Genomic DNA, 19,658 nt, shown 5'->3' on the forward strand with positions numbered 1-19,658 from the left:
TTACGCTGCCGGCGCACGCTCCTTCCGTCCAGGCACCGCCGCGAGCAGCTCGCGCGTATAGGGATGCTCCGGCGCGGCGAAGAGCTGCGCGGTCGGCTTCAGCTCGACGATGGCGCCGCGTTGCATCACCGCGATGCGGTCGCAGATTTGAGCCGCGACGCGTAAGTCGTGGGTGATGAACAGCATCGAGAGGCCGAGGCGCGCCTTGAGATCTTCGAGCAGCTTCAAGACTTGCGCCTGCACGGAGACGTCGAGGGCGGAGACGGCTTCGTCCGCGACGATGATCTCGGGCTCGAGCGCGAGCGCGCGCGCAATTCCGATGCGCTGGCGCTGGCCGCCGGAGAATTCGTGCGGATAGCGTTCGAGCGCGCCGGCGTCCAAGCCGACCATCTTGAGGAGATCGCGGGCGCGGTCGAACGCGATGTTGGAATCGGTGCCGGCCGCGATCGGCCCGTCGGCGATGATGTGGCCGATCTTGCGGCGCGGATTGAGCGAGGCGAACGGATCCTGGAAGATCATCTGGATGCGATGGCGCTCGGTGCGCAGCGCCTTGCCCGAGAGCTGTGTGAGGTCGGTCTCGCCGATCCGCACCGTGCCGCGGTCGGCCTCGATCAGCCGCATCACCAGCCGCGCGACCGACGATTTGCCGGACCCGGATTCGCCAACGAGGCCGAGCGTCTCGCCCTTGAGGATGTTGAAATTGACGGCGCGCGCGGCATCGACGCGGCGATCCTCGCGAAACCAGCCGCCCGAGGTGACGTAGGTCTTGTCCAGCCCAATCACCTCGACGGCCCGTGCCTGGTCGTCGAGGGGCGCGCGCGCCGGCGGGTCCATCGACGGCACGGCGGCAAGCAGCGCCTTGGTGTAGTCGTGTTGCGGCTCGTTGAAGACGGTCGCGGCGGGGCCTTCCTCGACGACCTTGCCGTGCCTGAGAACCACCACTTGATCGGCGATGTCGGCGACGACGCCAAAGTCATGGGTGATGAACATCACCGCCATGTTGCGGTTACGCTGGAGGTTGCGGATCAGCTTCAGGATTTGCGCCTGCGTGGTGACGTCGAGCGCGGTGGTCGGCTCGTCCGCGACCAGCACGGCCGGCTCGAGCGCCAGCGCCATCGCGATCATGGCGCGCTGGCGTTGGCCGCCGGAGAGCTGGTGCGGATAGGCGCGCACGATTCTTTCAGGGTCCGGCAGGCCGACCTCCCGCGCCAGCGACAATGCCTTCGCGCGCCGCTCCTTTGGCGTCAGTAGGCCGTGGGCCTCGAACATCTCCGCCATCTGGTCGCCAATCCGCATCAACGGATTGAGCGCGGTCATCGGCTCCTGAAAGATCATCGCGAGCCGGCGGCCGCGCAGATCGCGCCAGTCGTCGTCATCGAGCTTGAGCAGGTCGCGGCCTTCGAACTGGATCTCACCTGATGTGACCGAGACAGTGTCCGGCAACAGGCCCATCAGCGCATGCGCGCACATCGACTTGCCGGAGCCGGATTCGCCGACGACGCAGACGATCTTGCCAGGCCGCAAGTCCAGCGAAACGCCGTCGACGGCGAAGGGACGCTCGGCGCCCTTGGGCAGCGCGATGCGCAAGTTCTTGATGGAGACGGCGGGCGGGGCGGTCATCATCAGCGTCCCTCCCGCGACAGGCGCGGATTGAGCGCGTCATTAAGGCCTTCGCCGATCAGATTGAGGCCGAGCACCGAGATCAGGATCGCGACGCCGGGAAACACCGTGATCCACCAGGCCTGGCGGATCACGGTGCGGCCGGCGCCGACCATGTAGCCCCAGGAGATCAGGTTGGGATCGCCAAGGCCGAGGAACGCCAGCGAGGATTCCAGCAGGATCGCGGTCGCCACCATGAGCGAAGCCAGCACGATCACCGGCGACAGCGCATTCGGCAGAATCTCGCGCAGGATGATCCAGCTGTTGCTCTGGCCTGTAACGATTGCGGCCTGGACATATTCGCGCGTGCGCAACGACAGCACTTCGCCGCGCACGAGGCGGGCGACCGGCGGCCAGCTCACCACCGCGATCGAGGCCACGATCGAATAGATCGAGGGCTGCAGGATCGCGACCAGCACGATCGCGAGCGCGAAGCTCGGGATGGTCTGGAAGAATTCGGTGAAGCGCATCAGGGCGTCGTCGACCTTGCCGCCGAAATAGCCGGCCATGGCGCCGATGGGCACGCCGACGACGAGTGCGACCAGCGTGGAGACGAGCCCCACCAGCAGCGAGACGCGGGCGCCAAAGATCATGCCGGCGAACACGTCGCGGCCGAGCGCGTCGGTCCCGAGCGGCACGGTCGAGAGCGTGAACGGCGGCAGAAACGGCCGCTGCACCATGCGCCAGGGCGAGTTCGGGAACAGCATCGGTCCGAACACCGCGACCGAGATCGCGAAGAGGAGGATGACGAGCCCGATGACGCCGCTCGGGCTTCTCAGCATCGATTTCCAGAACTGTTTCATGAGGCGAATTCGATGCGCGGGTCGACCAGGCGATAGACCAGGTCGGTGATGAGGTTGAAGATCAGCACCATGGCGGAGCAGATCACGAAGACGCCGAGCAGGAGGTTGTAGTCGCGCTGCAGCAGCGCGTCGTACATCAGGCGCCCGATGCCGGGCCAGGCGAACACGGTCTCGGTGATGACGGCGCCGCCGATCAACGTGCCGGAATGCACGCCGGCCAGCGTCACGACCGGCAGCAGCGCGTTGCGCAGCACATGACGGCGCTGGATCACGGCATCGGAGAGGCCTTTCGCACGCGCCGTCTTGACGAAGTCGAGCCGCTTGACCTCTAGCATCGAGGCGCGCGTCATGCGGGTGTAGGTCGCCATGAAGAACAGGCCGAGCGTCATCGCCGGCATGATCAGGTGCTTTGCGACGTCGACCGCATGGGCAAGCCCGGTGTAGTTGGCGCCGACCGTCTCGTAACCGAAGCTCGGCAGCCAATCCATGGTGACCGAGAACAAGAGGATGCCCATCAGCGCCACCCAGAAGATCGGCATGGCATAGAAGATCAGCGCGAACACGGTGATCGCCGTATCGAGGAAGGTCCCGGCAAAGCGCGCGGCGAAGGTGCCGAAGAGAACGCCGAGCGCGAGTGAGATTGCGAACGCCGTCAGCGTCAGCAGCAGCGTCGCCGGTAGCCGCTCGCCGATCAGCTTTGCGACCGGCGCCTGCTGGCGGAAGGAGAAGCCGAGGTCGAGGGAGACGACGCCCTTGACGTAGATGAAGAGCTGCTCGGGCAGCGGCTTGTCGAGGCCGAACTTTTCGCGGAGCTGCTTGACGAAGACCTGGTCGCTGGCTCCGGCTTCGCCCGCCATCACGACCGCGGGATCGCCGGGCGCAAGGCGGATCAGGAAGAAATTGAGGACGACGATCGCGAGCAGGACGATCACGCCCTTGAGGACACGCTGGGCAACGAAGGAGAGCATCTTAGAAAGTCATCTTGGTGAGGTGTCCAGGAGCGACTGGGGCAGTGTGCTCCCTCGCCCCGCGCTTGCGGGGAGAGGGTTGGGGTGAGGGGCTTCTCTCCACGCATGAGTATGCTCATGGACCTGTACCCCCCTCATCCGCCACGCGCGAGACGATGCTTCGCATCGCTCGGGGCGTGTTGACCTCTCCCCGCAGGCGGGGAGAGGTAAGAGGCTCATCACTTGTCGAGCCATGCGTCCTTGAAGCCGTCATTGACCCCGATCCCCGTGGTGATCAGGTTCTTGACCTTGCAGCGCGTGATGGTCGGGAATTGCAGCTCGAGCATCCAGGCCACCGGCACGTCCTCGACCAGGATTTTTTGCGCCTTCTCATAGATCTCCTTGCGCTTCGAGTCCGGCGTTGCGATCGCGCCGTCGGCGAACAGCTTGTCGATCTCCGGGTTCACGTAGCCCTCGACGTTGTTGAAGATCTGTCCCTTCGCGATGTTGCTGGAGATATAGTTGCGGCCGACGCCGAGCGCGGGATCGCCATACTGGTAGAGATACGTGAAGGCGATGTCGTAATCCCAGTCGCCGATCTTCTGGTTGCCGCCGGCAACGTCGGTGGCGATGGTTTCGATGTTCATGCCGACGTCCTGGAGGTTCTGCTTCACCGCTTCACCCCAGCGCTGCCAGGTCTCGCCATAGGCGAGCGGCAAGAGGCGGATCTTCTCGCCCTTGTAGCCGGCTTCCTTCAGCAGCGCCTTGGCCTTGGCCGGATCGTACGGGTACTTCTTCACGTCGTCGGTGTAATATTTGATGGCCGAAGACGAAGGGCCCGTCGCGACCTTGCCGAGCCCGTTCCAGATCACATCCTTGGCGAAATCACGGTCGATCGCAAACATGATCGCCTGCCGCACCCGCTTGTCGGCGAGCGGACCCTGGCGATTGTTGAGCCACAGCCAGGCCAGCGGCGAGAAGAACTCCCAGCCGGCGCCGGTGACGCAGGTGTCCTTCAGCTTGGACAGCCGCGGCACGTCGAAATTCTCGACCGAGCCGCCGGGCAGCACGTCGACCTTGCCGGTCTCATAGGCCACGGAGCGCGCGGCCGCGTCGGGAATGATCTGCCAGTAGATCTCGTCGATGTAGGGTTTGCCCTTCTCGTAATAGTTCGGGTTCTTGACCAGCCGGATGAACGAGCCCTTCTGCCATTCCTTGAACATGAAGGGACCGGTGCCGACAGGCGCGTTGTTGTAGGGATTGGTCTTGAAGTCGGTGCCTTCATAGAGATGCTTCGGCACCATCGGCATCGAGCCGACCTCGAAGATTCCGAGGAACGGGCCGAACGGCTGCTTCAGCGTGAACACCACCGTGTAGTCGTCCGGCGCCTCGACTTTGTCGACCTGCGCCAGATTGGTGCGGGCACGCGCATGCGTCTGCTTCAGCATCTCGATCGAGAACAGAACGTCGGCGGCGGTGAAGGGCTTGCCGTCATGCCATGTCACGCCCTTCCTGAGCTTGAAGGTGTAGGTCTTGGCGTCCTCGCTGACGCTCCAGCTTTCGGCGAGCTCCGGCTGCGGCTCGAGCTTGGGGCTGTAGCGCAAAAGGCCCTCGAAGATGTTGCCCGACACCATCTGGGTCGGACCGTTCTGGATCATCGCTAGCATCAGGCCGGGCGGCTCGGGCTGGATCACGGCGTTGATCACGCCTCCTGTCTTCGGCTCTTGCGCCAGGGCCGGGGCCATGAGGCCGCAAGCCAGGAGGAGACCAAGCAACACTCGTTTTGGCATGTCGTATCTTTCTCAAGCGAGACCAGCCGCAGATGCTTCGCAACGTCCTCGCGCGCGAAGCCGCGGCCGGCCCATCCCAGTCCCCATCCAATATCGAGGCTCACACAGTCCCGTTCGGCGCCGCAAGATGAAAGTCTCGACAGCGTTCGCACAAAAAATGTACAGCGCGTCCCGTTTTCACTTGATTCATTGTCTTGTCACGGAGACAAGTCGGCCATGGACAACGCCACCCGCTCCGAACGATCCCGCAATGCCGCGCTCGAAGCGGCCATCGCGATCATTGCGCGCGACGGCCCCGGCCGGCTGACGCTCGACGCGATCGCGCGCGAGAGCGGCCTCAGCAAGGGCGGCGTGATGCATCAGTTCCGCACCAAGGAGGCGGTGCTGAAGGCGTTGCTCGAGCGGCAGATGGCGCATTTCGAGGAATTCTCGACAGCCTACATGGCGAAGGTAAGCAAGACCTCCGCCAATCCCAATCTGGCGACCCAGCTTGCCACCGTGCGCGAAGCCGCGACCTCGCCGAATTCCGCCGCGCTGGCGCTGGTTGCGGCCATGGTCGAGAATCCCCGCCTGATGGCGCTGCCGCGCGAGCGCGAGATGGAGCGGATGGCGGCGATCAGGGACGAGGCCGCCGATCCCGATTTAGCGATGCTGCGCTGGGCCGGCGCGATGGGGCTGCTGCTGAGCTCGCTGTTCGGCATGTCGCCGCTCGGCAAGGACGAGCACCAGCGGCTGTTCGCGCGTCTGCTCGATGACGCGCAATGGACCGGCCTCGAGCAGCCGGCCACTACGCGCAGCACCAAATCCGCCGCGCCATCGGCGGCAAAGGCCGCAACCCGGCGCAAGCGCGCCTGATTCATCGTTAACGAAACCTTGCCATGACCTGCACAAAGCCGCGCCTGCGGCCAAATGCGTCAGGCTGTCATTTCGCGGCTTTACAAACCAACTGGTCGGTTTTATAAATCGAAACACTGAGACGACCCGGGGCTTCCGAATTGGCCCCGGACGAAGCCCCGGGCCGGCGATGGTGAGCGCCGCAGCCGCGTCTGGTCCCATACGCGGCTGCGGTCACCGAGTCTTTCCTAAGGCCTTGTTCAAAATCGGCCTTTCACAAAAGCCGCTAGAGGAGTCTGGAATGGATCGCTCGATCGCGTTGCGCGGTCTGGGAACGCTGGTGCTTTGCGCGGCCGCAGCCGGCTGCGCCACGGTCGCGCCGGTGCCCTATTCTGAAATGGCGTCGTCGGCCTACATGGCGCCGGACAAGTCGGACGGGCGTGTGCCCTATCGCTATTCCACGCCGGTCGACTGGCGCGCCTATAATAAAGTGATCCTCGATCCGGTCCTGATCTATCGCGGCAAGGATCACCAGTTCGGCGACATGTCCAACAAGGACAAGGCGACGCTCGCCGCCTACATGCAGAATTGCTTCGCCGACCGGCTGCGCGGCCGCTTCGCGCTGGTGCGCGAGCGCGGGCCGAACACGCTGCGGATCAGGCTGACGCTCACCGGCGCCGTCACCAACACGCCGGTGCTGGGTACACTCTCCCGCTTCGACATGGCCGGCGCGGTTTATAACGGCGTGCAGGCCGCGCGCGACGGCGAGGGCATGCTGACCGGCTCGGTCATCTACGGCGTCGAGATCTTCGACGCCACGACCTCCAGGCTGATCAGCGCCTACGTCACCAAGCAATATCCCGGCGCCTACGACATCAAGGCCACCGCAGGTGCGCTCGCGGCCGCTACCGCCGGCCTCGACAAGGGCGCCGACGCGCTGATGACGCAACTGAACTGACGCTGCGACCCATCCAACGAAAGGTGCCATTGATGAATTTCTTGCTTCGTTTCGTGCTGCGCATCGTGATCACGATCGTCCTGATGGCTTTTGGCGGCCGCGCCGGCGCCGCCGCGCCGCCTGATCCGAGCGGCACCTGGCTGGTCGAGGACGGCCGCGCCCGCATCCGGCTCGAGCGCTGCGGTCCCTCGCGCGATCGCATCTGCGGCTTCATCGTCTGGATGAAGGAGCCGGCCGACAAGCGCGGCCAGCCCTATCGCGACAGCCAGAATCCGGATCCCGACCAGCGTGCCCGCGCGCTGCTCGGTCATCAGCTCATCATGGGCCTGCAGGCGACGGCCGAGGGACGGTTTGCCGGCGAAATCTATAATGCCGAAGACGGCAAGTTCTATTCGGTCTCGCTCTGGCGCGAGTCTTCCGACCGCCTCAAGCTCAAGGGCTGTCTCATAAAGTTCCTGTGCCAGACCCAGACCTGGCAGCAGACGCTCGACGTGCTGCCCGGCCAGCTCGTCGGCCTGACCGGTGATCTCAACGGCCCCCGCGCGGACAAGGAATGGGCCGCTGTGCCGGCGCCGAAGCCGATCCAGGTAAAGGCGAAGTAGCGGACCTGCGGTGGCGCTGTTGGGTCCGGCATGCCAGATTGGTTCGCAATCAACATCGAGAACCATGCCGGGGGGCAATATGAGCGACCAGCCGTTTCCGAACCCAGAATTGCGCCCCTTGCACTTGAAGATCGGCGCGCAGACCATCGCGGGTTTTGAAAGCGCAGGTGAGGGGCGTCCGATCCTCCTCATCCACGGCAATTCCTCCTCGTCGCACATCTGGCAGAAGCAGTTGCAGGGCCCGCTCGGGACCAAGTACCGCATCATCGCGATCGATCTGCCCGGACATGGTCAGTCCTCGCCGCCGCCAAACCCCGCGAACGATTATTCCGGCCGTGGCTATGCTACGGCGATCGCGGCCGTGGCGCACGAGCTCAATCTCAGGAATGCGGTGGTCGTCGGCTGGAGCCTTGGTGGTCACGCCGTGCTCAACGCGGCAGCCTTGCTGCCCATGGCCGCGGGCCTGATGATCTTCGGCACGCCGCCGGTCGGCAGCGGACCGCAGGGTTTTGCCGGATTTAAGAACCTCTCGCCCACCGCCTTCACGGCTGCGCCGACCGAGGCCCAGATCGCGGAATGGGTGCATACGGCCTTTGCGCCCGGCTATGCGCCGGTGCCCGATTTCGTTGTTGAGGATTTTCGCAGGACCGACGGCAATGCCCGCGCCTGCCTTGGCGCCGTCGCACAAGGAGGCGGCCTCGCCGACGAGATCGAGATTGTCCGCAACCTGAAGGTTCCGCTGGCGATCGTGCAGGGCAGCGAGGAGCAGATCGTCGGTCTCGGCTATCTCCAGCGCCTGACCGCGCCGACGCTGTGGCGCAGCGCAGTCCAGATCGTCGCCGGCGCCGGCCATTCCACCCAATGGGAGAAGGCCGACGCCTTCAACGCGCTGCTCGACGCGTTTGCGTCGGAGGTGTGAGTGCGACCTTACCCTCCCCCGGAGGAGGAGGGTAAGGGAGGGTGCCTCACCGCAACCCCGCTCGCCGGAACCCTTCCAGATAATGCTCGCGGTCGGCCTCGGTGGCCCAGGGCAGCTGCGTCGCGATCCAGTGCAGCGAGATGCCCGGCTGGGTGCGGCGCAGCTCGCCCAACGCGCTCTCCGCCAGCGCGCTGTCGCCGATCATGCCGGCGGATACCGCGAGCACGCGGTAGGCGCCGGTGAGGTCGCCGCGGTAGCGGATCGCCTCGCGCGCGAGCGCGATGGCCTCGTCATAGTGCCGCTCGGTGAAGCGGGCATAGCCGGCGATGCCGTGATAGATCGCCAGCGATGGATCGCGCGGCGAAAGCCGGATCGCCCGCTGCGCCGCGTCGAACGAGTCCCGTGAGCGTCCGGCATAGGACAGCGCCAGCGCGTAATAGCCCTGCGCCAGCGAGAAGTTCGGATTGAGCGCGAGCGCCTGCTCGAACTCGGACAGCGCGTTCGAAAGCCTGCGGGTCGAGAAGAACACGCTGCCGAGCGCGGCATGCGCCCAGGCATCCTCGTGGTCGCAGCGCACCGCACTGAGCGCGGCGGCCTCCGCGGCCGGCGCCACACTGGCAAGTTCGGCCCAGCCGAGATGCACGCCGAACATGTGGTTGGCCGCCAGCACCGACAATGCCTGGCCGTAGTTCGGATCGATCCCGACCGCGCGCTCGAGCAGCGCCTGCGCGGCCTCGTGATCCTGCCGCGTCACCCGCCAGTAATGCGACAGCGCCCGCATCAGGAGGTCCCAGGCGTCCAGGCTCGCGGGCGGCTTGCGCCGGTTGCGGAAATTCTCGGCCGCGTGGATCTGCGGCTCGATCGCCGCGGCGATCGCGTTGGTGATCTCGTCCTGCACGGCGAAGACGTCGACCAGCTCGCGATCGTAGCGCTCGGCCCAGAGATGGCTGCCCGACGCGGCATCGTTGAGCTGCGCGGTGATGCGCACGCGAGTGTCGGCCTTGCGCACGCTGCCTTCGACGACGTAGCGGACGCCGAGTTCCTCGGCAATCTGCCTGATATGGACCGCGCGTCCCTTGTAGGTGAAGGACGAGTTGCGGGCGATCACCATGAACCAGCGCTGTTTCGACAGCGCGGTGAGGATGTCCTCGCTGATGCCGTCGCCGAAATAGTCCTGCGCGGGATCGCCGCTCATGTTCTCGAAGGCCAGCACCGCGATCGCCGGCCGGTCCGCAGCAGTGCGCGGCCGGGCGGGGGCGGGCTCGGCCGGCGCCGATGGCGCCGCCGATTCCTCCCGGACCTCGCCGACGAAACGGAAGCCCTTGCGCGGGATGGTCTTGATCAGCCGCTGCGCCGCACCGTCGTCGCCAATCGCCTTGCGCGCGGCGTTGATCCGGCTGTTCAGTGCGGAATCCGAGACGATTCGGTCGCTCCAGATCGCGCTGATCAGGTCATCCTTGGTGACGACGCGGGCGCGCTGCGCGACCAGATAAAGCAGCAGATCGAACACCTGCGGCTGCAGCGGCACGGCTGCGCCGTCACAGGTCAGTTCCCGCAGGTCGCCGTCGAGCACGTTGTTTTCAAAGAGGAATCGCACGTTTCTGTCGTCTCAAGCAAAAATCAAAGTCGTCTCAGGCGAAAATCAACCCTCCGCGAAAGTCTCTGGCGGGCCGATCCGGCATGGTGCGAAGACCAAATAGTGCCGATTCCTCGGCACAACGGAGCGTTCTATGACCCAAATTGATCACCAGGTTCATTCGATCGGCCCGGACATTGCGGGCTCACGCATTTTCAAGTTCATCGCCTTTCTGTACGGAATTGCGGCATATCTCGTGTTTTTCGTCACCATTCTCTACGCTATCGGCTTCGTGATGGGGCTGGTGGTGCCGAAGACGATCGACACCGGAACCGACACGCCGACGGCCGAGGCCGTCATCATCAACCTGCTGCTGATGTCCCTGTTTGCCGTTCAGCACAGCGTGATGGCGCGCCAGCGCTTCAAGGCATGGTGGACGCAATTCGTCCCCAAGCCGGTCGAGCGCTCGACCTACGTCCTGTTCGCGAGCCTGTCATTGCTGCTCCTGTTCTGGCAGTGGCGTCCGCTCCCGACGGTCGTATGGGATGTCGACAATCCGGACCTTGCCGTGACGCTGGTCACGCTGTCGTTTGCCGGCTGGGTGCTGGTGTTCATGAGCACCTGCATGATCAATCATTTCGAATTGTTCGGCCTCCGCCAGGTGACCAACCATCTCGTCGGCACGGAGGAGGCACCAATGCGCTTCAAGACGCCGATGCTCTACAAGTTCGTCCGTCATCCGATCTATCTCGGCTTCATCATCGCGTTCTGGGCGGCGCCGGTCATGACCGTCGGCCACCTGCTGTTCGCGGCCGTGACCACGATCTACATCTTCGTCGGCATCGCGCTGGAGGAGCACGATCTCATCGGCCTCTTCGGCGACGAATACCGGCAGTACAAACAACGGGTGTCGATGCTTATTCCCTGGCGCCGGTCAGTATAGGCTTCGCGTCCATCCGCGCGCGTCCTCCGAAAGGAGGATGCGCGGCGGCTTCTCTTCGCCCCTTCTTCAACGAACGAGGAGAGTGGCAACAGGCCGCCTGCTCGCCTCACAAAATCTCATTCTCAATGGAGACGACCCAATGAAACATGTCGGAAACTGCTTCTGTGGCGCGGTCACGATCGAGGTCACGGGGGAGCCGGCGGCGATGGGCTATTGCCATTGCCGCTCCTGCCGCTCGTGGTCGGGTGGACCGGTGAACGCGTTCAGCCTGTGGAAGCCCGAAGCGGTGCGCATCACCGAAGGCGCCCAGCACGTCGAGACTTTTGTGAAGACGCCGCTCAGCCAGCGCAAATATTGCAGGAAGTGCGGCGGCCATCTCATGACCAACCATCCGCCGCTCGACCTGATCGACGTCTTCACTGCGACCATCCCGACGCTGGCGTTCACGCCCGGCGTCCACGTCAACTATGCCGAGACGGTGCTGCCGATGCGCGACGGGCTGCCCAAGCTGAAGGACTTTCCCGCCGAGTTCGGTGGCAGCGGCGAGATGATGCAGGAGTAGGGGCTCCGTCCTTCCTTTTCCCCTTGTGGGAGAAGGTGGCGCGAAGCGCCGGATGAGGGGTCTCTCTCCACATGCAAGACCGCTCGCGAGGATAGAAACCCCTCACCCGGCTTCGATGCGTCGCATCGAATCCACCCTCTCCTACAAGGGGAGAGGGTGCACCGTCAGTGTAGCGCCTACCGCATTCCCGCCCGCCGCAAGCCTTCCAGATAATGCTCGCGATCCTCGGCCCGCAGCATCGGCAGCTCGCGCGTGATCCAGGCGAGCGAGATGCCGGGTTGGGCGCGGTTCAGGCCTTGCAGCGCGGAGGCCGCGAGCTCGGGATCGCCCGACATGCCGGCCGCCGCCGTCAGCACGCGATGGGCGCCGACGAAATCGGCGCGCTGCCGCATCGATTCCCGCGCCATCTGCATGGCTGCCTCATAGTTGCGGCCGATGAATTGGGCATAGGCGACAACGCCGCAATAGATCGCCGCCAGCGGATCGCGCGGACTGAGCCGCAGCGCGCGGCGCGCGGCGGCATCGCCGTCCTGCCATCGTCCCGCGTAGCACAGCGTCACGCCGTGGAAGGCGTGCGCCATCGCGAAATTCGGATTGAGCCGCAAGGCCATCTCGAACGCCGCCAGCGCATCGTCGAAGCGGCGGCGGAATAAATAGGTGTAAGCGAGGCCATGATGGGCCCAGGCGTCCTCGCGATCGGCCGCCACCGCCGCGACCGCGGCGCGCTCGGCGACCGGCACGGTCATGGCCATGTCGGCCCAGCCCATATGCGCGCCGAAGATGTGGCTGGTTGCGAACAGGCCGAGCGCCTTGCCATAGGCGGGATCGATCGCAACAGCCTTTTCCAGCAGGCCTTGCGCGACGGCATTGTCCTCGCGCGTGATCCGCCAGTAATGCGACAGGGCGCGCATCACGAGGTCCCAGGCATCGAGACTGCCCGGCGGCTTCTGCTGGGCGCGAAAGCTCTCGGCGGCATAGAGCTGCGGCTCGATCGCGGCGACGATCGCCTCGGTGATCTCGTCCTGCACGGCGAAAATGTCGGCGAGCTCGCGGTCGTAGCGCTCGGCCCAGAGATGGCTTCCGGTCGAGACGTCGTTGAGCTGCGCCGAGATGCGCAGGCGCTCGCCGCTCCGCCGCACGCTGCCTTCAAGCACGTAGCGTACGCCGAGCTCGCGCGCGACCTCGTGGATGTGCACGGCACGGCCCTTGTAGACGAAGGAGGAGTTGCGCGCGACCACGAAGAAGCAGCGCAGCTTCGACAGCGCGGTGATGATGTCCTCGCTGATGCCGTCCGAGAAATAATCCTGCTCGCGATCGCCGCTCATGTTGGTGAAGGGCAGCACCGCGATTGCGGGCCGGTCGGGCAGCGCGAGCATGATTTGCGGCACTGCGGCGACACGGCCGGGCTCGGCCGCACCGAACTGGGTCTGGACGTCGCCGACGAAGCGGAAGCCTTTGCGCGCGATGGTGCGGATCAGCGCCTGGTTCGCGCCGCTGTCGCCGATCGCCTTCCGCGCCGCGTTGATCCGGCTGGTCAAGGTGGATTCGGAGACGCTGCGCCCGTGCCATATCTTGTCGATCAGCTCGTCCTTGCTGACGACGCGATCGCGATTTTCCATGAGGTGGACGACGAGATCGAAAACCTGCGGCTCCACGGCCACGGGAACCTGCTCGCGGCTCAGCTCGCGCCGGTCGGTGTCGAGAAGGTGGTCCCGGAATAGAAACTGCACGTCGAAAACTCAATCCTCACGGCAACATCGGCATTGATAAAATCAAAATGGATTTCGACTTGAAGTCTGTGAGTCCGCCGAAGGGTCGACAGGGTTCAGCACGATTGTGTGATGGCTGCCATGCGGATTCCAAGGGGGAATACAACCGGAATTAGAATTGTGACCATTTTCCGGATATCGCTGCGCTCATGCGGCCTCCGTCCTCTCCTTCGTCATTGCGAGCCAATGGGTCCGCGCGAAGCGCGGCCCGATGACAGGCTCTGCGAAGCAATCCAGAGTCTTTCCGCGGAGGGTGGATTGCTTCGTCGCAAGAGCTCCTCGCAATCACGGCATGTGCACCGAACCGTGAATGTCATTGCCGAACCGCGTGCCCCGCGTAAGCTGCCCTCCGCACAACACCAACCATAAAGAAACGCCCATGCCCGCTTTTTCCGCCTCCACCACCGTGCTCGACTCCATGTTGTTCCGCGATGCCTTCGGCACGCCTGAGATGCGCGAGGTGTTTTCCGACGTCGCGTTGGTCGGTCGCTATGCCGAGGTCGAGGTGGCGCTGGCGAAAGCGGAGGCGCGATGCGGCGTGATCCCGCAGGAGGCGGCCGACCAGATCGCGGCGCGGACCGACGTCACCGCGTTCGATTTCGATCTGCTGCGGCGGGAGACCGACATCGTCGGCTATCCGATCCTCCCTTTGGTGCATCAGATGGTGAAGCAGTGCGGCGATGCCGGCCGCTACGTGCATTGGGGTGCGACCACACAGGACATCATGGACACCGCCGTGGTGCTGCAACTGCGCGCCGGCCTTGAGATTGTCGAGCGCGACATCGCCGCGCTGCGCAAGATCCTTGCGGACCTCTCGAAGCGCTATCGCGACACGCCGATGGCGGGCCGCACCCATCTCCAGCAGGCGTTGCCGGTGACGTTCGGCTACAAGACCGCGATCTGGCTCGCGATGTTCGACCGCCACGCCGAGCGTCTCAACCAATTGAAGCCGCGCGTCCTGGTCGGCCAGTTCGCCGGCGCCGCCGGCACGCTCGCTTCGCTCGGCGACAAGGGTTTTGAGGTGCAGGAGGCGCTCTGCGCCGAGCTGAAGCTCGGCGTTCCCGCCTCGACCTGGCATGTCGCGCGCGACGGCTTTGCGGAAGGCGTGAATTTCCTCGCGCTCGTCACCGGCTCGCTCGGCAAGATCGCGCTCGACATCATGATCATGGCCTCGACCGAGTTCGCCGAGCTCTATGAGCCGTTCGTCAAGGGCCGCGGCGCCTCCTCGACCATGCCGCAGAAGCGCAACCCGATCTCCTCGGAGCTGATGCTCGCGGCAAGCAAGGCGGTGCGCCAGCATGCCGGCCTGATGCTGGACGCCATGGTGCAGGATTTCGAACGCGCCACCGGTCCCTGGCACGCCGAGTGGATGGCGATCCCCGAAAGCTTCGTGCTCACCGCGGGCGCGCTGCACCAGGCAAAATTCGCGCTCACCGGCCTGATCGTGGACGAAGCGAAGATGAACGACAATCTCGCCATCAGCCGCGGCCTGATCGTGGCCGAAGCCGTCATGATGGGGCTCGCGCCGCAGATCGGCCGGCAGGAGGCGCATGACGTTGTCTACGATGCCTGCCGGCTCGCCAACGAGAAGGGTGTGAGCCTGGCGGACGCGCTCTCGTCCGATTCCCGCGTCGCAAGCCGCATCGACCGCGCCACGATCGAGGCGCTCACCTCACCGAAAAATTACCTCGGTCTTGCGCCCGCCATGGTCGATCGGGTGCTGAAATCCGCAACGCGTTGAAAACCAAGATGGGTGAAATTGCGTATCTTTCATGTGCCGCAAGGTGCTCGCGCACTTGTGTCTCGCGATGCTAGGCTTAGATTGAACAACAGACTTTCGGCAGAGGACCCCGCATGACCGATCACCGCAATTCCGCCGCTCCCATCGATCCCGCGAAACTCGACCGGCTGGCCGAGGTGGCGGTGAAGGTGGGCCTGGGCTTGCGGCCGGGACAGGATCTGCTCTTGACGGCGCCCGCGATCGCGCTGCCGCTGGTGCGGCGGATCGCCGTGCACGCCTACAAGGCCGGCGCCGGCATCGTGACGCCGATCCTGTCGGACGAGGAGATGACGCTGGCGCGCTACCGCCACGGTCACGACGACAGTTTCGATCGCGCCGCCGGCTGGCTCTACGAGGGCATGGCCAAGGCATTCTCCGACAACACCGCGCGGCTCGCCATCGTCGGCGACAATCCGATGCTGCTGTCGGGCGAGGATCCGTCCAAGGTCGCGCGCGCCAGCAAGGCGAATTCGATGGCCTATCAGCCGGCGCTGGAGAAGATCGTCAATTTCGACACCAACTGGAACATCATCGCCTATCCGAGCCCGTCCTGGGCCAAGCAGGTGTTTCCGAACGATCCGGAAGACGTTGCGATCGGCAAGCTTGCGGATGCGATCTTCGCGGCGTCGCGCGTCGACCGCGAGGACGCGATGGGCAACTGGGCGAGCCACAATGCGGTGCTGCGCGAGCGCACCAACTGGCTCAACGGCCAGCGTTTCCGCGCGTTGCAATATTCGGGACCGGGCACCGATCTCACGATCGGGCTGGCCGACGGTCATGAATGGGAAGGCGGCGCATCGCTCTCCAAGAACGGCATCAGCTGCAACGCCAACATCCCGACCGAAGAGGTTTTCACCACGCCGCACTGTCGGCGGGTCTACGGCCATGTCGTGAGCTCGAAGCCGCTGTCCTATCAGGGCACGCTGATCGACAACATCGCGGTGCGCTTCGAGGACGGCAAGATCGTCGACGCAAAAGCCTCGCGCGGCGCGGAGGTGCTGAACAAGGTGCTCGACACCGACGAGGGCGCGCGGCGTCTTGGCGAGGTGGCACTCGTGCCGCATTCCTCGCCGATCTCGCAGAGCGGGCTGTTGTTCTACAACACGCTGTTCGACGAGAACGCGGCCTCGCACATCGCGCTCGGCCAGTGCTACTCGAAGTGCTTCGTCAACGGTGCGCAGCTGACGCCGCAGCAGATTGCCGCGCAAGGCGGCAACCAGAGCCTGATCCATATCGACTGGATGATCGGCTCCGCCGAAACCGACATCGACGGCATTCTTGCTGACGGCAGCAAAGTGCCGGTGTTCCGCAAGGGCGAGTGGGCGAAGTAACGCCGCTGCTCGTCATGCCCGGGCTTGTCCCGGGCATCCACGTTCTGTGTGCCGCAAGGCGTGGATGGCCGGGACGTGGCGAGCGGAAGCGACGCCGTCCTTCGGACGGCTATGCCCGGCCATGACGGTCGTGAACACCTGATGTTTATCTACTAGCGTCGGAGCGCCCTTCACGCCGCCGCGTCGCGCAGCATCGGGTTGCTGTCGATGCTGAAGCGGTTGAACAGCGTGGTGAACGGGCTGCCGTCGGTGGCCCGCACGATGACGTCGGAAGCAGCCACCGCGTCGTAAAGCGCGCTGACCGGATCATTCGCGTCCGGCAGGTCAAGCGCAGCGCGGATTTCCTCGCGCGCCTCGTTGACGTCGTCCTCGTCGTCGAGTGTCGCCTCGAGCGCATCGGCTGCGCGCCGCATCTCGGCGAGGTCGCCGCCGGCGGAAAATTTCAGGATGTCGAGCCAGTAGGGGCGGGCGATCGCGAGCTGGACGAACGCCTCGAAATTCTCCGCGATGATCCCGGCGCGGCCTTCCGATGAGACGTAGAGCACATTCTGCGACGGTAGCAGGACAAAGGCGCCGCCGGCGCCGTCACTGCCGATCTGCCGGGGGCTCTCGATGCCGTCGATGGTGAACCAGGTCTCGTCGTCCGGCGCGAAGGAGACATCGAGGCTGCCGAGCCAGGCGACGACCTCGTCGTTGGCTGTGAGGACCTCGGGCGTCAGGGGCATCGGCATGGGCTCCTTTGGCTGCTTCGCGCATTTTGTCGCACCCTGGAAAAGATGGGTTCATGTGCGCGGATTTGCAGGGAAATCGGCGCGTTTGCTGCTTCGCACATGCAACTTGCGGCTGATTTGCGGGGCCTGCGTAAGAAAGAATTAAAAACCGGCTACTAGCGTTCCAACATCTTTGGAAACAGTCCGGGCCGAGAGCCCGGTCACCCATATTATATTCCCTGGGGAAGCAGATGTCGCGCGCATTGATTGAAGTTGGTAGTTGCAATGTGGACCTCGAGCTGCGGCCGATCGAGCCGTCCTGGATCATCGAGGGCAACCCGGTGTCGCGCTCGCATATCCTGTCCACCAGCGCCGACGGCACCGCCTCGACCATCATCTGGCACTGCACCGAAGGCCGCTTCAACTGGTACTACGACATCGACGAGACGATCATGATCATGGAAGGATCGATCGTGCTCGAAAGCGACGGCATGCCGCCGAAGCGCTACGGCCCCGGCGACGTCATCTTCTTCCGCGACGGCGCCCATGCCAAATGGCACGTCGAGGGCTACGTCAAGAAGATCGCGTTCTGCCGCAAGACCAATCCGGTGATGATCGGGTTCCTGATCCGCGTCGTCAACAAGCTCAAGAAGATGTTCGTCTCCACGGGCGAGCGCCGCCCGGCCTCGCTGGTGGGCGCCGGCTAGAGCAGACAATATCGTTTCAAGGACGCTTCCCAGCGGCCACGACGAAGAGGGGTCGGGATCACATCCCGGCCCCTCTTCTCGTCATGACGGCAGATCGAGCCGGTAGAAATCCGTCGCGGTCTGCGAGAACAGCGCCGTCTTCTCGGCCTCGCTCAAGGGCGCGGCGATACGCTTGAAAGCGTTGAAGATCACCTGGTAGCTGCACTGGCCCTTGTCCGGCGGAAAGTTGCTCTCGAACATCGCGCGCCTCACGCCGAACGCCTCGATGCAGGTTTCGACATAGGGCCGCCAGGCCGCGGCAAGCTCCTCGGATGACGGCGGCTTCTCGCGCAGATGGAAGTCATAGCCGAGCAGGCACATCGCGAGCCCGCCGAGCTTCACCACCACGTTCTCGCATTTGGCGATCTCCTGGATCGAGGCGCGCCACTGCGGAAACACTTCTTCGCGCCGCCCGGCAAAACGGCCGATTCCGGCCGGGCCGCCGCAATGGTCGAGCACGATTTTGGTGTCGGGGAAGGCGCGCGCGAGCTCGGTCAGTTCGCCGATCTGCGGATGGAACAGCCAGGCATCGAAGCTGAGGCCCAGTGGCGCGAGGCAGGCAAAGCCCTTGCGGAAGGCCGGGTCCCGCAACAACTCCTTCGGCCGGTTCGCATACATGCCGGCGACGGCGGGATCTTCGTCCCAGGCCGAGGAATGCCGGATACCGCGGAAGCGGCCATTGCCCGCCGCGTTCTCCGCTTCCAGCACCGGCTTTGCGGCATCGCCCAGCAGTAGATTGGCATGACTGACGATGCCGGCGCAGATCGCGGCCTTGCCGTAGCCGCCGCTCGCGCTCATGGCGGCGACGCCGTTGGCGAACTCGACCTCGCCGACGGGCCGGAATGCCTCGGGCCCATGCGCGCGATACATCGAGCGGCAATCGACATAGACGGTGGCGATGATGTTGTGCCCGGAGGCGATGTCGTCAGCCATCTCCTCGATCAGATAACGATGTCCGCGATTCCAGAGATGGTGATGGGGATCGACGATCGGCCGCAAGGGGTCGATGATCTCCTCCTGATGTTGCGCGAGCCAGTCCTCGCGCGGCTCGACGAACAGCCCGCTCGTGTTGGCGGGCAAGCCAGTTGCGGCCATCGGCATTCGCTCCCTTTATATTCTTTGTGGGAGGAGCTTAGCACCTCATCGCCTCACGCAGCAGCGCGCGCTGCGCAACCGCGCCCGTCATCGCGAGCACAGCGCTCAGCCCTTGCGCCGTGTCGCCTTCACATCGACCACCAGCCGCCACGCGGCTGCCGTGGTGGGCTTGACCTCGCCGAGCCATTGAAAGGAATCCCCGCTGATCTCGGTAAAGCTCCAGCGTGTCAGCTCGCCCGTTTCGGTCGTGCCTTCCTGTACGATATCGGCGCCGCGCGCGCGGCCGATCTGCTGGCGGAAGACGCAGCGGCCGGGATCGAACCAGGAAATCCGCCACGCGGAAATGGAGGGATCGTAGACCCGCAGCGTCGTGCCGTACCAATTGCCCGCGACCGGAAACGCCGGGCTGCCCGCGGGCCGCGGGATGATCCAGACGTCCTGCACGGCGCGCCCCTCCAGCACCCAGCCGAAATGGATCTCGCCGGGCGCGATGTGTTTCGTTCCATCGGCGCCATGGGCGGTGACTTCGGCACGCCAGTCGCCGACGAAGCGGCCATAGAGCTGGAGCGCTGCGGCGTGCTCCGGATTTGGCCCTTCCGCGTGCAACAATCTCACAAAGTCGGTCATGTCGATC

At 64.7% G+C, this 19,658-nt stretch carries 18 protein-coding genes; 9 read left to right on the forward strand and 9 right to left on the reverse strand.

Annotated features, from left to right (window positions below; all coding sequences use genetic code 11):
• From BRAGE_RS0142025 to BRAGE_RS0142040, 4 genes are all read right to left on the reverse strand, one after another.
• Entirely contained in the window at positions 1–1,620 is a 1,620-nt protein-coding gene (locus tag BRAGE_RS0142025; RefSeq protein ID WP_027561996.1) for an ABC transporter ATP-binding protein, read from the reverse strand.
• Between the two features lie 2 nt (positions 1,621–1,622).
• Complete coding sequence (locus tag BRAGE_RS0142030) at positions 1,623–2,462, reverse strand: ABC transporter permease (RefSeq protein ID WP_027561997.1); 840 nt, start codon at positions 2,460–2,462, stop codon at positions 1,623–1,625.
• Complete coding sequence (locus tag BRAGE_RS0142035) at positions 2,459–3,430, reverse strand: ABC transporter permease (RefSeq protein WP_027561998.1); 972 nt, start codon at positions 3,428–3,430, stop codon at positions 2,459–2,461. Before BRAGE_RS0142035 ends, BRAGE_RS0142030 begins: the two co-directional genes overlap by 4 nt.
• Before the next feature lie 218 nt (positions 3,431–3,648).
• Entirely contained in the window at positions 3,649–5,199 is a 1,551-nt protein-coding gene (locus BRAGE_RS0142040) for an ABC transporter substrate-binding protein (RefSeq protein WP_027561999.1), read from the reverse strand.
• A 216-nt stretch (positions 5,200–5,415) separates the two neighbouring features.
• On the opposite strand from BRAGE_RS0142040, the gene BRAGE_RS0142045 reads away from it, so the two are divergent.
• The 4 genes from BRAGE_RS0142045 to BRAGE_RS0142060 all read left to right on the forward strand — a co-directional run bounded on the left by BRAGE_RS0142045 (position 5,416) and on the right by BRAGE_RS0142060 (position 8,512).
• Complete coding sequence (locus BRAGE_RS0142045; protein WP_027562000.1) at positions 5,416–6,054, forward strand: TetR/AcrR family transcriptional regulator; 639 nt, start codon at positions 5,416–5,418, stop codon at positions 6,052–6,054.
• A 280-nt stretch (positions 6,055–6,334) separates the two neighbouring features.
• Positions 6,335–6,991, forward strand: coding sequence for a DUF3313 domain-containing protein (locus BRAGE_RS0142050; protein WP_027562001.1), 657 nt, complete (start codon positions 6,335–6,337; stop codon positions 6,989–6,991).
• Between the two features lie 32 nt (positions 6,992–7,023).
• The gene (locus BRAGE_RS0142055) at positions 7,024–7,593 is read left to right on the forward strand and encodes a DUF2147 domain-containing protein (protein ID WP_027562002.1); all 570 of its coding nucleotides are present in this window, start codon (positions 7,024–7,026) and stop codon (positions 7,591–7,593) included.
• 79 nt (positions 7,594–7,672) lie between these two features.
• Positions 7,673–8,512, forward strand: coding sequence for an alpha/beta fold hydrolase (locus BRAGE_RS0142060; RefSeq protein WP_159073947.1), 840 nt, complete (start codon positions 7,673–7,675; stop codon positions 8,510–8,512).
• Positions 8,513–8,558: 46 nt separating this feature from the next.
• On the opposite strand, the gene BRAGE_RS0142065 is transcribed toward BRAGE_RS0142060, so the two are convergent.
• A complete protein-coding gene (locus tag BRAGE_RS0142065) occupies positions 8,559–10,109 on the reverse strand; it encodes a winged helix-turn-helix domain-containing protein (protein WP_027562004.1) in 1,551 nt (516 codons plus the stop codon).
• Between the two features lie 133 nt (positions 10,110–10,242).
• Between BRAGE_RS0142065 and mddA the strand changes: the two genes are divergently transcribed.
• Both mddA and BRAGE_RS0142075 read left to right on the forward strand, forming a co-directional pair.
• Positions 10,243–11,031, forward strand: a complete 789-nt coding sequence (mddA, locus tag BRAGE_RS0142070; RefSeq protein WP_027562005.1) for a methanethiol S-methyltransferase — start codon at positions 10,243–10,245, stop codon at positions 11,029–11,031.
• 139 nt (positions 11,032–11,170) lie between these two features.
• Positions 11,171–11,593: a GFA family protein gene (locus BRAGE_RS0142075; protein WP_027562006.1), complete on the forward strand. Its 423-nt coding sequence runs from the start codon at positions 11,171–11,173 to the stop codon at positions 11,591–11,593.
• 176 nt (positions 11,594–11,769) lie between these two features.
• On the opposite strand, the gene BRAGE_RS0142080 is transcribed toward BRAGE_RS0142075, so the two are convergent.
• Positions 11,770–13,323 (reverse strand): winged helix-turn-helix domain-containing protein, encoded by a 1,554-nt coding sequence (locus BRAGE_RS0142080; protein WP_027562007.1) that lies wholly within the window; start codon positions 13,321–13,323, stop codon positions 11,770–11,772.
• A gap of 418 nt (positions 13,324–13,741) precedes the next feature.
• On the opposite strand from BRAGE_RS0142080, the gene pcaB reads away from it, so the two are divergent.
• Positions 13,742–15,103, forward strand: coding sequence for a 3-carboxy-cis,cis-muconate cycloisomerase (pcaB, locus tag BRAGE_RS0142085; protein ID WP_027562008.1), 1,362 nt, complete (start codon positions 13,742–13,744; stop codon positions 15,101–15,103).
• Between the two features lie 113 nt (positions 15,104–15,216).
• Positions 15,217–16,473, forward strand: a complete 1,257-nt coding sequence (locus BRAGE_RS0142090; RefSeq protein WP_027562009.1) for an aminopeptidase — start codon at positions 15,217–15,219, stop codon at positions 16,471–16,473.
• Positions 16,474–16,643: 170 nt separating this feature from the next.
• On the opposite strand, the gene BRAGE_RS0142095 is transcribed toward BRAGE_RS0142090, so the two are convergent.
• A complete protein-coding gene (locus tag BRAGE_RS0142095) occupies positions 16,644–17,198 on the reverse strand; it encodes a hypothetical protein (protein WP_027562010.1) in 555 nt (184 codons plus the stop codon).
• Positions 17,199–17,434: 236 nt separating this feature from the next.
• Between BRAGE_RS0142095 and BRAGE_RS0142100 the strand changes: the two genes are divergently transcribed.
• Positions 17,435–17,890, forward strand: coding sequence for a cupin domain-containing protein (locus BRAGE_RS0142100; RefSeq protein WP_027562011.1), 456 nt, complete (start codon positions 17,435–17,437; stop codon positions 17,888–17,890).
• 81 nt (positions 17,891–17,971) lie between these two features.
• Here the strand turns inward: BRAGE_RS0142100 and BRAGE_RS0142105 are convergent, their stop codons facing one another.
• Both BRAGE_RS0142105 and BRAGE_RS0142110 read right to left on the reverse strand, forming a co-directional pair.
• Complete coding sequence (locus BRAGE_RS0142105; protein WP_027562012.1) at positions 17,972–19,024, reverse strand: amidohydrolase family protein; 1,053 nt, start codon at positions 19,022–19,024, stop codon at positions 17,972–17,974.
• A gap of 105 nt (positions 19,025–19,129) precedes the next feature.
• A complete protein-coding gene (locus BRAGE_RS0142110; protein ID WP_027562013.1) occupies positions 19,130–19,651 on the reverse strand; it encodes a hypothetical protein in 522 nt (173 codons plus the stop codon).
• Positions 19,652–19,658: the final 7 nt, after the last annotated feature.

Origin of the sequence: Bradyrhizobium genosp. SA-4 str. CB756, from assembly GCF_000473125.1 — a bacterium.
GTDB lineage: Bacteria > Pseudomonadota > Alphaproteobacteria > Rhizobiales > Xanthobacteraceae > Bradyrhizobium > Bradyrhizobium arachidis.

Coding starts and splice junctions, on each gene's coding strand:
- BRAGE_RS0142035 (WP_027561998.1), bottom strand. CDS start 3,430: ATGCTCTCCTTCGTTGCCCAGCGTGTCCTCAAGGGCGTGATCGTCCTG.
- BRAGE_RS0142095 (WP_027562010.1), bottom strand. CDS start 17,198: ATGCCCCTGACGCCCGAGGTCCTCACAGCCAACGACGAGGTCGTCGCC.
- mddA (WP_027562005.1), top strand. CDS start 10,243: ATGACCCAAATTGATCACCAGGTTCATTCGATCGGCCCGGACATTGCG.
- BRAGE_RS0142050 (WP_027562001.1), top strand. CDS start 6,335: ATGGATCGCTCGATCGCGTTGCGCGGTCTGGGAACGCTGGTGCTTTGC.
- BRAGE_RS0142105 (WP_027562012.1), bottom strand. CDS start 19,024: ATGGCCGCAACTGGCTTGCCCGCCAACACGAGCGGGCTGTTCGTCGAG.
- BRAGE_RS0142025 (WP_027561996.1), bottom strand. CDS start 1,620: ATGACCGCCCCGCCCGCCGTCTCCATCAAGAACTTGCGCATCGCGCTG.
- BRAGE_RS0142090 (WP_027562009.1), top strand. CDS start 15,217: ATGACCGATCACCGCAATTCCGCCGCTCCCATCGATCCCGCGAAACTC.
- BRAGE_RS0142075 (WP_027562006.1), top strand. CDS start 11,171: ATGAAACATGTCGGAAACTGCTTCTGTGGCGCGGTCACGATCGAGGTC.
- BRAGE_RS0142040 (WP_027561999.1), bottom strand. CDS start 5,199: ATGCCAAAACGAGTGTTGCTTGGTCTCCTCCTGGCTTGCGGCCTCATG.
- pcaB (WP_027562008.1), top strand. CDS start 13,742: ATGCCCGCTTTTTCCGCCTCCACCACCGTGCTCGACTCCATGTTGTTC.
- BRAGE_RS0142055 (WP_027562002.1), top strand. CDS start 7,024: ATGAATTTCTTGCTTCGTTTCGTGCTGCGCATCGTGATCACGATCGTC.
- BRAGE_RS0142060 (WP_159073947.1), top strand. CDS start 7,673: ATGAGCGACCAGCCGTTTCCGAACCCAGAATTGCGCCCCTTGCACTTG.
- BRAGE_RS0142030 (WP_027561997.1), bottom strand. CDS start 2,462: ATGAAACAGTTCTGGAAATCGATGCTGAGAAGCCCGAGCGGCGTCATC.
- BRAGE_RS0142100 (WP_027562011.1), top strand. CDS start 17,435: ATGTCGCGCGCATTGATTGAAGTTGGTAGTTGCAATGTGGACCTCGAG.
- BRAGE_RS0142110 (WP_027562013.1), bottom strand. CDS start 19,651: ATGACCGACTTTGTGAGATTGTTGCACGCGGAAGGGCCAAATCCGGAG.
- BRAGE_RS0142045 (WP_027562000.1), top strand. CDS start 5,416: ATGGACAACGCCACCCGCTCCGAACGATCCCGCAATGCCGCGCTCGAA.